Origin of the sequence: Vibrio cincinnatiensis DSM 19608 (assembly GCF_900167345.1) — a bacterium.
Classification (GTDB): Bacteria; Pseudomonadota; Gammaproteobacteria; order Enterobacterales; family Vibrionaceae; genus Vibrio; species Vibrio cincinnatiensis.
Genome location: NZ_FUXB01000007.1, coordinates 164732 through 176993 on the forward strand (window position 1 = coordinate 164732; position 12262 = coordinate 176993).

11 protein-coding genes are annotated in these 12262 nt (G+C 43.9%); 7 read left to right on the top strand and 4 right to left on the bottom strand.

Going from position 1 to position 12262, the window contains the following annotated elements; all coding sequences use genetic code 11:
• Positions 1–16: 16 nt before the first annotated feature.
• Together ubiU and B5D54_RS08445 are read right to left on the bottom strand one after the other, a co-directional pair.
• Complete coding sequence (gene ubiU / locus B5D54_RS08440) at positions 17–1030, bottom strand: ubiquinone anaerobic biosynthesis protein UbiU (RefSeq protein WP_078926101.1); 1014 nt, start codon at positions 1028–1030, stop codon at positions 17–19.
• A gap of 153 nt (positions 1031–1183) precedes the next feature.
• A complete protein-coding gene (locus tag B5D54_RS08445; protein ID WP_078926102.1) occupies positions 1184–3229 on the bottom strand; it encodes a putative bifunctional diguanylate cyclase/phosphodiesterase in 2046 nt (681 codons plus the stop codon).
• Positions 3230–3487: 258 nt separating this feature from the next.
• Between B5D54_RS08445 and ubiT the strand changes: the two genes are divergently transcribed.
• The 5 genes from ubiT (at position 3488) to prfC (ending at position 7183) form a co-directional block, all read left to right on the top strand.
• The gene (gene ubiT, locus B5D54_RS08450) at positions 3488–4015 is read left to right on the top strand and encodes a ubiquinone anaerobic biosynthesis accessory factor UbiT (RefSeq protein ID WP_078926103.1); all 528 of its coding nucleotides are present in this window, start codon (positions 3488–3490) and stop codon (positions 4013–4015) included.
• Positions 3999–4505, top strand: a complete 507-nt coding sequence (locus tag B5D54_RS08455; RefSeq protein ID WP_078926104.1) for a GNAT family N-acetyltransferase — start codon at positions 3999–4001, stop codon at positions 4503–4505. Before ubiT ends, B5D54_RS08455 begins: the two co-directional genes overlap by 17 nt.
• A gap of 70 nt (positions 4506–4575) precedes the next feature.
• Positions 4576–4977 (top strand): DNA polymerase III subunit psi, encoded by a 402-nt coding sequence (locus tag B5D54_RS08460; protein ID WP_078926105.1) that lies wholly within the window; start codon positions 4576–4578, stop codon positions 4975–4977.
• Positions 4978–4981: 4 nt separating this feature from the next.
• Positions 4982–5431, top strand: a complete 450-nt coding sequence (gene rimI / locus B5D54_RS08465) for a ribosomal protein S18-alanine N-acetyltransferase (protein WP_078926106.1) — start codon at positions 4982–4984, stop codon at positions 5429–5431.
• Positions 5432–5593: 162 nt separating this feature from the next.
• Positions 5594–7183: a peptide chain release factor 3 gene (gene prfC / locus B5D54_RS08470; protein WP_078926107.1), complete on the top strand. Its 1590-nt coding sequence runs from the start codon at positions 5594–5596 to the stop codon at positions 7181–7183.
• Positions 7184–7306: 123 nt separating this feature from the next.
• On the opposite strand, the gene srmB is transcribed toward prfC, so the two are convergent.
• Positions 7307–8530: an ATP-dependent RNA helicase SrmB gene (gene srmB / locus B5D54_RS08475; protein ID WP_078926108.1), complete on the bottom strand. Its 1224-nt coding sequence runs from the start codon at positions 8528–8530 to the stop codon at positions 7307–7309.
• A gap of 90 nt (positions 8531–8620) precedes the next feature.
• Positions 8621–9328 (bottom strand): tRNA1(Val) (adenine(37)-N6)-methyltransferase, encoded by a 708-nt coding sequence (locus tag B5D54_RS08480; RefSeq protein WP_078926109.1) that lies wholly within the window; start codon positions 9326–9328, stop codon positions 8621–8623.
• Between the two features lie 323 nt (positions 9329–9651).
• On the opposite strand from B5D54_RS08480, the gene brnQ reads away from it, so the two are divergent.
• Positions 9652–10968: a branched-chain amino acid transport system II carrier protein gene (gene brnQ / locus B5D54_RS08485; protein WP_078926110.1), complete on the top strand. Its 1317-nt coding sequence runs from the start codon at positions 9652–9654 to the stop codon at positions 10966–10968.
• Between the two features lie 183 nt (positions 10969–11151).
• A protein-coding gene (gene prfB / locus B5D54_RS08490; RefSeq protein ID WP_115173962.1) for a peptide chain release factor 2 occupies positions 11152–12250 on the top strand; the annotation gives its coding sequence in 2 pieces (ribosomal slippage) (positions 11152–11226 and positions 11228–12250; 1098 coding nt in all).
• Positions 12251–12262 lie beyond the last annotated feature (12 nt).

Consider the following 12262-nt stretch of genomic DNA (forward strand, 5'->3'; position numbering starts at 1 on the left):
GTTTTCTCCCTGTTCATTATTGCCACTTACGATGATAAGCGCCAAGGGTCGTTTGGGTACCTTCTGATACATTAGCGAGGCTGGCATCCCAAGCTGGTTTTACTTGATACTGTTCTGGATTGGCAAGGTAGTGATCGATAGTTGCTCGCCATGTTCGCGTGACTTGTTCTACATAGGCGGGGCTGCGTTGGCGTCCTTCTATTTTCACCGATGCAACATTGGCGGCAAACAATTCAGGCAACATCGACAACGTATTTAAGCTAGTGGGTTCTTCCAGAGCATGATAGCGTTTTTGCTCTCCTTCAAGCTCTGAAATAAAGCGCCCTTTGCATAGGGTGGGGTAGCCTGCGTTTTCCCCACAAGCATAGCGGTCAATCAATACGTCATTCAGGCGAGACTCCAGCCCTAGCTCTGTTTCTTGCCAGCGTACATATTTAGCTGGAGAGCAAGCTCCGACTGTATTGGGGGATTCTCCTGTCATATAGGAAGAAAGATAGCAACGACCTTCCGACATAATACATAAACTGCCGAAAGCAAAGACTTCTAATTCAACGCCTGATGAAATATTGCGAGACAGTTGTTTGACTTGGTGGATGGAAAGAACTCGGGGTAAAACGATACGCTTGACGTTAAAATTTTTTTGATAAAATTCAATGGCTTTAACATTGGTGGCTGAAGCTTGTACTGAAAGGTGCAATTCAAGTTCTGGGTAGTGCTCTGCTGCATAATCCAGAATGGCAATATCGGCAATAATGAGAGCATCTACCCCCAGAGCTGCCGCCTGATCCACCGCTTGGGTCCAACGTTGGAAGCCATCAGGGTGAGCAAATGTATTTAATGCAATATGCAGTTTTTTATCTCGATCGTGTACATAGTCGATCGCTTTTTCTAGTTTTTTACCCGTAAAGTTTAAGCCGGCAAAGTGACGGGCATTGGTATCGTCTTTAAAACCGATATAAACCGCATCTGCGCCACAATCAATGGCGGTTTTCAGGGCAGGCAAATTACCTGCGGGACAGAGTAGTTCCATTGCTCATTACTGTTTTTAAAGGAAAAGTTTCTATATTTTAGAAACAGCGAGATCTAATCTCCTTGATATAAGGCAGGTTTCATTCATTCAATGCGTATTTACCTATAAAGGCTTATTGCGATAAGCCCCACACGGTACGCTGGCTGATAGCGGTTATTCGATATTGATGGGGGCGCGTCGATGTTGAGCGAATAATTCTTCGACTTCATACTTAGGTTTGGGGCGATAAAAATGAAAACCTTGAATGGTATGACAGTGAAGATGAGAGAGTAGTGTTGCTTGTTCCTGCGTTTCTACCCCTTCGGCCACAACACTGAGATTGAGGGCTTTTCCTAATTTAATGATGCTTTCAATGACCGTCACTTGTTTAGGAAGGGTATCTATGTCGGCAATAAATGTCCGATCTATCTTTAATTCATCAATGGGAAAACGGGCTAAATAGGCCAGTGATGAATAGCCAGTACCAAAATCATCAATAGACAGCGAAAACCCTAATTTCTTGATAGCATTTAACATTTGAAGAGTATGTGCACTGTCACTCATCACCGCACTTTCGGTAAGTTCAAAGGTAATACAGCTAGGGTCAACGCCAGTTTGCTGAAGTAATTTCTCAAGATGATGGATTAAGTGCGCATTACCAAACTGTTCCGGAGAAATATTAATAGCTACTTTACCGGGTAAAATATTTTGCTGCTGCCAGCGTTTGACAGTAACAAAAACCTCTCGTATGACAACTCGTCCTAGATGTTCAATTAATCCCGCTTTTTCAGCTACAGGAATAAATGCGCCGGGGCTGATGTAACCTTCAATGGGGTGCTTCCAACGAACTAGGGCTTCAGCGCCATTGATACTGAAATCACGCGCATTGACTTTGGGTTGATACCAAACCTCTAGGCCATTTTGTTGCAGGGCTTTTTGTAGTTCAATTTCTAGCCATAAACGCATTCGCGCTTCTTTATTCATCTGGTTATTAAAGGTTATCCAGCGGTTTCGGCCTCGCTCTTTGGCTTCATACATGGCGGTATCGGCATTTTGTAGTAATACCCTTGCGTTATTACCATCTCCTGGAAATTGAACACAACCGATAGAACATGCCAGACGTTTGCTAAAATGGTGCAGGTCGAAAGGTTGATTAATAAGAGTGATGATGCGATCGGCTAACCTTTCTCCGACTTTTTCGTGTTCTGGCTCTGGAATGATGAGTCCAAACTCATCGCCACCTAAATGGCCTAATACGGCTTGAGGCGGGAGTAGGCGTTTCAGGCGACTTGAGACTTCTTTAATCACCTTATCTCCAATGTGGTGCCCTAATGAGTCATTGATATTTTTAAAGTTATCAATATCTAGATAAAGCATGACCAATGGAATTTGGTTATCAATAAAATGGTCGAGACGTTTGGTGAATCCTAAGCGGTTATTAACGCCAGTCAACGGGTCAACATGAGTATTTTGTTGAGGGGAAACTAAGGGATGGGCGGTTTGCTCAGCATCTTGAATGACAACAAGGTATGCCGGTTGGCGAAATAAGGTTGTTTGAGTCGCTCGGAGTTGTATTCGCCGTTCACCCCCGCAACGTGGTCCAGTTAAACAAAAGAACGGCTCGTGGATGAGCTTATCCATTATTGAAGAATCAAAGGGTTGCTGAGTTAATTCATCGATAAAGAGTTGAGAAAGCGATTCACCGAGTAAGCTTTGGCTTTCGTTATACCCTAGTAGCTGTATGGCTGATGAGTTTGCTGACAATATGTAATCTTCTTCCACTAGTAGAACGCCAAGTGGGAGTAGCTGGCTTAAGGCAAGAAACCGGTGTTCTGTTTCTTTTAAAGAGTGCTGCAATGTGTGCTTTTCTGACTCATCTGTCGCTTGAAAAAGAATATAATCGGGATGTTCTTCATGAAAAATGGGTGAGAGCGAAATATGGAGGTGGGTTGCGAATCCGAGCCAGTCAATCTCAATCTCAGTGTTGATCGTTTCACCATGGAAAGCTCGGTCATAATAGGGTTTTAGTTGCTGATACACTTCTTCGTTAAAAATGTGTTTGTCATCCATGCCTACCATTTCAAAGGTCGTAAAACCACTGAGTTCCGCATAGCGTTCATTCACGAGCACATATTGATGTTGGCGATCAAAGATAGCGATCCAAATAGCGCTATGTTCGGTTATTTTATTAAACCAATAGGGTAAATATTGAGTGGGCATTAAGAGGTGACCAAACCTAGAAAAACTGTACTATTCACAAGTGATTAACTCGTCTAAATTTCATCAACTATAACGTTGATTCACAAGGTTGGAAAGCGACATAAAAACCTTTGATTAATAATTGTTTGCCAAGCTCAACAGCGAGAGGCGTTATGGTAGAAATGGAGAAAATTCCTTTTCTTTGATGCATAACAGGTACGAGACTCGGCTGAACCATTATGATTGCTCATTATGATTCTAAGGTAACGGATAACACGCGTGATAAACAAGATTCGAACTCAACTCGTTCAAAATGCAGCATCAATTTTGCGATCTCCAATCCATTTATTGCCTAAGTTTGTACAAAAAAAAGTCTTACTTGATGGGCTAAAAATGGTGTTTCATGAAGCTCTGGAAGAGGGAGACTTTGAATTTTTGAACGATAAATGGCTGAAAGTAGAAATCCGTGATCTCGACTTACGTTGGTACATCAGTTATCAGCAAGATCGTCTGTTGGTGGCCGATGCACCACAACAAGAAGATGTCAGCTTCAGTGGTAACCTGAATGATTTAGTTTTAATTGCAGGACGTAAAGAAGATCCCGATACGCTATTTTTCCAACGTCGTTTATCGATTGAAGGGGATACCGAACTGGGGTTGGAAGTCAAAAATTTGATGGATAGTGTGGATTTACAACAATTACCTCAAGCTTTACAAATTTTGCTTCACCAATTGGCTGATTTTGTGCATAAAGGCATGCAAATGCCGAACACACATAATGAGGTCGAAAATGCTTATTCGAACTGAGGCTCCTGCGGACATTTTGGCCGTTGATCGTTTACTCAAGTCGGTGTTTGATACCGAACAAGAAGCGAATTTAGTTATGGCGTTGCGAGAAAATGGGCACCGAACGTTATCACTGGTTGCTTGTGATGATGATGGGGAAGTGGTCGGTTACGCTTTATTTAGCCCAGTCACGTTAGATGGAGAAGATCTCAATTGGCAAGGGTTAGCCCCTTTAGCGGTTGAAGCGACATATCGTTGTCAAGGTATTGGTGCACAGTTAGTGAATGAGGGATTAAGTTCTCTGGGTGAATTAGGGTATCCTGCTTGCGTGGTTTTAGGCGAGCCTAACTACTATCAACGCTTTGGGTTTAGTGTGGCGAAACAACAGGGATTTCACTGCCCATGGCCTGAGGCGGAATCCGCATTTCAGGTCGTCGCACTATGGGAAGATGCGTTGACCGATCGTCAAGGGCTTATTGAATATTGCGATGAGTTTTCTCAACTCTTGTAAGCACAAGTTGCTTGAGCTGACTTGATGATATTTGTTAGCATGCGCCACACGTTGAGTGAAGTAGAACATCATGATTGATCAGCAGCAGTATTTACAAGCAATGGGTATCCAGAATTGGGAATTGATTCATCCGCAGCGATTAGCGGGTTATCAACCTCAATTTATATCGCTTGATCCACAATGCCGTCTATTGCTGGTCACGCCCGTTTTTCCTTCACCACAAGACATTCACTGGTTAGAGAAAGTGCTAAAGTCCTTTGATGTGACTTTAGCTCAAGCTAACCACGTTGCGCCTGAACACCTCGCGCAGTTGGATCTCTCTACTTTGGCGTGGATCTGGTATGCAGGGTGTGAGGTGTCTATCCGTGCTCAAGCGAACTTACTTCAGACTCCGTTATTAAGCGCGATCAAAAACGATACACACTATCGTCGAGATCTCTGGCAGCAAATTTGCTCTTACGGTTCACAATAATCCTATGACTATCCAGTTTTTACCTCTTTCTTCTGCCCATTTGCCTGAGATTTGGCAGATTGAACAACATGCGCATTCACATCCTTGGTCGAAAAATATGATTGATGATGTCACCAGCCGTGGCGCTTGCCATCAGGTGATGATGGTCAATGGACGGTTAGTGGGCTATTACTATGCGCAACATATTGTTGGAGAAGTGACCCTGCTTAATATTGCGATTTCGCCGAATGAACAAGGGAAAGGGTACGGGAAACAGCTAGCTCAACACTTTTTGGCGCAATGCGAGCAAGGGAAAGCTGAAAGTGCTTGGCTAGAAGTGAGAGAAAGTAATCAGCGAGCCTTTCATCTGTATCAGCAATTGGGTTTTAATGAAATTGATCGGCGGTTCAATTATTACCCGACGGCACAAGGAAAAGAAGATGCCATTATCATGAGTTACTTTTTCTTTGCTTAATGGATTCCTCCCATTCATTTCTCTATTGGATAATCAACCGTTAAAACTCGATGCGTTTAGTTGCTCCCATCGTGAAGATCAGCGAGAATATCCGGTAATTTGAACCAAAAGACTAGTATCGGCAACCCGATGCTAGCTACCCCAAAAAAGAAGATTTCTTGCATGTCTAATACTCCTTTTATTGGCGAAGTGTCTAAGCGTCGAACTTTTGCCATTATCTCGCACCCTGATGCGGGTAAAACCACCATTACCGAAAAAGTGTTGTTGTTTGGAAATGCGATTCAAAAAGCCGGAACGGTGAAAGGTCGTGGCTCTGCTCAACATGCCAAATCAGACTGGATGGAAATGGAAAAAGAGCGGGGAATCTCAGTGACCACCTCGGTAATGCAGTTTCCTTACCGTGATGCTCTGGTGAACTTACTCGATACCCCAGGGCACGAAGATTTCTCGGAAGATACTTATCGTACTTTGACGGCGGTTGACTCATGTTTGATGGTCATTGATGCGGCAAAAGGGGTTGAGGATCGAACACGAAAACTCATGGAAGTGACTCGCTTGCGTGATACGCCGATCATTACCTTTATGAACAAGCTTGACCGCGATATTCGTGATCCAATGGAACTGTTGGATGAGGTTGAGAATGAGCTAAATATCGCCTGTGCACCAGTGACTTGGCCGATTGGCTGTGGTAAAGAGTTTAAAGGTGTGTATCACATTCACCGAGATGAAACGATCCTCTATAGCACTGGTCAAGGTCATACTATTCAAGAAGTACGTATTATTGCTGGGCTTAATAACCCAGAGCTAGATAGCCAAGTGGGTAAAGAATTAGCTCAACAATTGCGTGATGAATTGGAATTGGTCGTTGGTGCATCGAATGAGTTTGACCACGAGCTCTTTTTAAGTGGTGACTTAACACCGGTTTTCTTTGGTACGGCATTGGGGAACTTTGGTGTGGATCATATGCTCGATGGTTTAACCGAGTGGGCGCCTTCTCCTCTACCTCGCCAAGCCAATGAGCGTGTTGTGGAAGCGACAGAAGATAAATTCTCAGGCTTTGTGTTTAAAATTCAGGCCAATATGGATCCGAAACACCGTGACCGTATTGCCTTTATGCGAGTGGTATCAGGTACCTATAAGCAAGGCATGAAGATGAATCACGTTCGCTTAGGCAAACAAGTCAGTATTTCTGATGCGGTCACCTTTATGGCGGGGGACCGTTCACGTGCAGAAGAAGCTTATGCTGGAGATATTATTGGGTTACATAACCACGGAACCATTCAAATTGGTGACACCTTTACTCAAGGTGAGGCTTTGAAGTTTTCGGGAATCCCTAATTTCGCCCCTGAGTTGTTCCGCCGTATTCGTTTAAAAGATCCACTCAAGCAGAAACAACTGCTCAAAGGCTTGGTACAACTTTCTGAAGAAGGTGCGGTACAGGTTTTCCGTCCGCTGCAAAATAATGATTTGATTGTAGGCGCGGTTGGTGTGTTGCAGTTTGATGTTGTAGTGGCTCGTTTGAAATCGGAATATAACGTTGAAGCGATTTATGAAGGGGTGAATGTTGCAACTGCTCGTTGGGTTGAGTGTGACGATGCGAAGAAGCTGGAAGAGTTTAAACGCAAGAACCAAAGCAACTTAGCTTTAGATGGGGGGGATAACCTCGCGTATATTGCACCAACAATGGTTAACTTGAATCTAGCGCAAGAACGTGCACCGGAGATCGTTTTCCGAGCGACTCGAGAACATTAATCTTTGCTTTCCAGCATGACACTAGAATATCGATACTCAGCAATACCTCTTTAGGAAAACGTATTGCAAGCAATAAAAAGCCGATGAATGTCTCATCGGCTTTTTGCTATCGACGGTGTAGGCTCACTTCTTCTTTTTCGCTTTCTTCTTCACGACGACTTTCTTTTTCTCATCTTTTTTCTTTTTCTTGAAGGTTGGTTTTTTGTGTTTAGGACGTAACCCTTCAATAAAGCGTTCTTTGATCTCTTCTTTGACGTAACGAGCGACGCGATCCATCATGGGTTGATCGTGTGCTTCGACCAAAGAGATGGCATTGCCTTTTTTACCCGCTCGAGCCGTTCTGCCAATGCGGTGTAAATAGACATCAGCACTGCGTGGCAGGTCAAAGTTAATCACATGGCTAATATCAGGAACATCAATACCCCGTGCTGCTACATCGGTGGCTAGCAGTACATTGACATCGCCTTCACGAAAACGAGTAATCGCATTATTACGGCGATCTTGTGGCATTTCACCTTGAATCCAAGCACAAGCAATTTGTGCTCGCTCTAGTTCAGTACGCAGCTCCGCTAAACGTTCACGAGTTTTTAAGAAAACGATAGCACGTTCAGATTGCTGAGTGAGGATCACTTTAAGCAGTTCAAGCTTATGCGCCATATCATCGGCACGGTGATACCACTGAGCGATTTTTTTCCGTTCACGGCGAGGGGGGGCTGCATTCACTTCTGCTGGGTTCGTTAGGAGATCGGCCGTAAATCCTTCCACGCCACGACCTTCTAATGTGGCCGAGAAAAGTAAGGTCTGTTTGCGCCAGCGACACTCTGAGGCAAGGCGATCAACCACTGGGCCAAAACCCATATCTAACATACGATCCGCTTCATCGAGTACCAACCATTCTATCGCTCGGCAATCGAACCGTTCCGCTTCTATGTATTCCAACAAACGGCCAGGGGTCGCTACCACGATATCTTGAGTGGTCGCAAGGATCTCAGCATGCTCTTGGTATTGCACACCACCGGTAATGGTAAAAATATTCAGATGAGTATGCTTGGCCAGTTCACGTGCTTGTTCGGTGATCTGCATGGCTAACTCACGAGTCGGGGTGAGAATTAAGACTCGTGCTGGCCCCCCTTTTTTACGAGGAAAATCTTGTAAATATTGTAGAGCAGGAATGACAAAGGCTGCGGTTTTGCCTGTACCTGTTGGTGCAGAGGCAAGAATATCTCTACCGTCCAGTGCATGGGGAATCGCTTCCTCTTGAACTTGAGTCGGGCGTTGAAAGCCCATTTCTTCAATGGCTTCAAGAAGATTGTCATCCAGTTCTAAGTCAGCAAAGGTTTTAGTCACAGTGAGGTTACTCCGCAAGGCTGGGGGCTGAATAGTCTAAAATAAAGGGCGCACATTATAGTTGGATCCTTACTCAGATCACATCTTTAATTACTTCATCTTAAGATAAAAATCCCGAGTAAGGGCAATAAAGTCTTCACTATACCCATTTTGAGCATGAATAGTCAGCTGACTCTGTTCAACTTCGTTCATTTCTTTGCCCAGTTCAAACAGTAACCGATGGGCTGGCTTTGAAGGGGAAGGGCAGACTTTACATAATCGTTGTAGATGCCAACCGTGTTGTTGGGCTAACTGAATGAATACCTCTCCTTCTTGGATGGGCAAAATAAAGCAAGCTCGCCCATTATGGGTTAAGAGATCGTCTAAGCGTTGAATTAAGTTCGAGTGCGTTAATGTCTGAGTATGCCTAGCGAGTGCACGTTGATAAGACTGAGCCATCTCTCCACTGGTGAAGTAAGGCGGGTTACAGATGATAGCGTCAAAACGGGAAGGATATGAATGGGTAAGAATATCTTGTTGCTGAACCTCAATGCGTTCCTGCCAAGGTGAATGTGCCACATTGTAAGTGGTCGCGCTAAAAGCCTGTGGTTCAACATCGATGGCGAAAATGTGTGCTTGAGCAAAGCGTTGTGCACACATAAGAGAAAGTAATCCTGTGCCACTGCCAATATCTAGGATTCGTTTTGGCAGATGGGTAAATGCCCAAGCCCCCAGTAGTACGCCATCAGTACTGACTGGCATTCCACACGCTTTGCTATCAATCGAAAATTGTTTAAATTTGAATTGCTTATTTTTCATTCATTTGCTTTTTTATGAAAATGTCGTCATATGTTAGTTGCTGGGTGATTTTGTCTATTGTTGCGATCTTGTTTGGTGTTTTGTTCTGACTGTTACTGAGTTGTAATGGTTTTTTGTTGAAATATGATTCTGTATTATTTTTAACAAATAGTGTAATCAACTGCTTTTTAACATTAATGATAAATTAATGTAGTGTTTTTTGCTTGGCTATTGCGAAAAGATAATAGGTTCGTCATTATTCGACCCCGAATAGTTAGAGGAAGCCTGACTTCCCTCTCGATGCATACACAACATTCATTACATTAATAATTTAAGGGTTATCTGTGAAACAGACGTTAAAATTAACAGATATTGCCGCGTTAGGCTTTATGCTTTTTGCGTTCTTTCTGGGCGCTGGAAATATTATCTTTCCACCATTGGCGGGTCAATTAGCGGGTGAGAACCTGCTTTCTGCGATGAGTGGTTTTCTCTTAACCGCGGTGGGTTTACCTTTGGTTGCTATTATTGCCGTGGCGATTGCCGGAGGCAGTTGGAATCATCTAACGAAAGACTTGCCAGCGAAAATAGCCACGCTCATGGCGGTGCTGATCTTTATCATTATTGGTCCTGCTTTTGCTGCACCGAGAACAGGGCTAGTGGCTTATGAAATGGCAGTCAGCCCACTATTTGCTGAGACATCACAACTTCATTTAACGATTTTCTCTATCCTTTTCTTTGTGGTAGCGATGTTTTTCTCTTGGTCACAAGGCCGTTTGATCGATCTGATTGGTAAAATGCTAACACCAGCGCTCTTTGTGGGATTGATTATCTTAGCCATTGGCGTTTTTCTTGATCCCCAAGGGGAGTGGATGGCGGCAACAGGGCCTTATGCGAAACAGCCATTTACCAAAGGTTTTCTGGAAGGATATAACACCATGGACACCTTGGCGGCACTGATGTTTGGCATGTTAATCGTGGATGCCTTACGCGCTAAAGGGATCACCGACCAGCGGGCCACGACCAAATACCTGATAAGTTCTGCTTTTATCGCCGCTTTTGGCTTGGCTTCTGTCTATATCTCTTTGTTCTATCTTGGTGCGACCAGTTCAGCGATTGCTGGAGGAGCGGATAATGGCGGATTTATTTTAAGCCAGTACGTTCAAGCGCTCTTTGGCCCTTATGGGCAAATGGTTTTGTCGACGATTGTCTTGTTGGCTTGTTTAACCACGGCGATTGGCTTGATTTCTGCGTGTTCTGATTATTTCAGCTCTTTAACCCCGATCCCATATCGTGTTTGGGTGATCATCAATGGGGTGGCTTGTGCTACGGTTGCGAATATTGGTTTAACTCAATTAATTGCGCTTTCTATTCCTGTTTTAGTTGCCTTGTATCCAGTGGCTATTGCATTGGTGGTACTGGCTTTTGTTCGCCATAAAATGCCGAATCCTCAAGCGGCTTTTCGTGTGGTAACGCTGGTGGCTTTCTTATTTGCCTTGATTGATGCCGCAAAGGTACTCGGTTTTGATATGTCTATGTTTGATATGTTGCCTTTATTTGAGGTTGGCATGGGCTGGGTTTTACCTTCATTGGCCGCCTTAATCTGCATGTTTTTTGTGGCAGGCAGAGTGCGTAGTGAAGCGCCTCATGAAAGAACGGCATAATAAACATTGAATTGGTTATCGGCGGATGATGAACTTCATCCGCCTTTTTTATCGGGTAAAGGATAGGAATGATGAACTGTGAGGTTCGATAAGGCGACAAGTTCCCCATTTTTCCCTGTATCTTCGTCACATTTTTCAGTAGAATTCTTCGGTTAAATTCTATTCATAAAGCCAAAAATCAACATGTTTGAAATCAATCCTATAAAAAACCGTATTCAGGATGTGTTACAACGCACAACAATCCTGAGGGGGTATCTTTGACTATGAGTCGAAGAAAGAGCGTCTAGAAGAAGTCAATGCTGAATTAGAACAACCGGATGTCTGGAGCGAACCAGAGCGAGCACAAGCTTTGGGGAAAGAGCGTTCATCGCTACAAGCGGTGGTTGAAACCATCGATCAACTAGAACACGGTGTCGATGATGTTGAAGGTTTGCTTGAATTAGCCATTGAGGCTGAAGATCAAGAAACGTTTGATGAAATTGAGCCTGAACTGAGCGATCTTGAAAGTAAACTTGAGCAATTAGAATTCCGCCGTATGTTTGCTGGTGATCATGATTCCTCTGATTGTTATATCGACTTACAAGCGGGGTCTGGTGGCACTGAAGCACAAGACTGGACATCGATGTTGCTGCGCATGTATTTGCGCTGGGCGGATGATAAAGGCTTTAAAACTGAGGTGATCGAGGTTTCGGAAGGCGATGTCGCTGGACTTAAATCGGCGACTGTGCGTATTATCGGAGACTATGCGTATGGTTGGCTACGTACAGAAACCGGTGTTCACCGCTTAGTACGTAAATCTCCTTTCGATTCAGGTGGTCGTCGCCATACTTCATTTGCTTCTGCGTTTGTTTATCCAGAAATTGATGAGAACATTGCGGTTGATATTAATCCTGCCGATCTTCGTATTGATGTCTATCGTGCGTCAGGTGCGGGTGGTCAGCACGTTAACACCACGGAATCTGCGGTTCGTATTACCCATATTCCAACCAATACAGTGGTGCAGTGTCAAAATGACCGTTCTCAACACAAAAACAAAGATCAGGCAATGAAACAGCTGCGCGCTAAGTTATTCGAACTTGAGCTGCAAAAGCAGAATGCCGAAAAGCAAGCCAATGAAGATGCCAAATCGGATATCGGCTGGGGAAGCCAAATTCGCTCTTATGTATTAGATGATTCTCGAATCAAAGATTTACGTACTGGCGTTGAAAATCGCAATACGCAAGCGGTTCTAGATGGTGATCTAGATAAATTTATTGAAGCTAGCCTGAAATCAGGCCTATAAGCTTTTTACCGA

Excerpts from the sequence above, each read along its gene's own strand:
- B5D54_RS08445 (WP_078926102.1), bottom strand. The coding sequence starts at position 3,229 with ATGCCCACTCAATATTTACCCTATTGGTTTAATAAAATAACCGAACAT.
- B5D54_RS08480 (WP_078926109.1), bottom strand. The coding sequence starts at position 9,328 with ATGAAAAATAAGCAATTCAAATTTAAACAATTTTCGATTGATAGCAAA.
- rimI (WP_078926106.1), top strand. The coding sequence starts at position 4,982 with ATGACTATCCAGTTTTTACCTCTTTCTTCTGCCCATTTGCCTGAGATT.
- ubiU (WP_078926101.1), bottom strand. The coding sequence starts at position 1,030 with ATGGAACTACTCTGTCCCGCAGGTAATTTGCCTGCCCTGAAAACCGCC.
- prfC (WP_078926107.1), top strand. The coding sequence starts at position 5,594 with ATGTCTAATACTCCTTTTATTGGCGAAGTGTCTAAGCGTCGAACTTTT.
- B5D54_RS08455 (WP_078926104.1), top strand. The coding sequence starts at position 3,999 with ATGCTTATTCGAACTGAGGCTCCTGCGGACATTTTGGCCGTTGATCGT.
- B5D54_RS08460 (WP_078926105.1), top strand. The coding sequence starts at position 4,576 with ATGATTGATCAGCAGCAGTATTTACAAGCAATGGGTATCCAGAATTGG.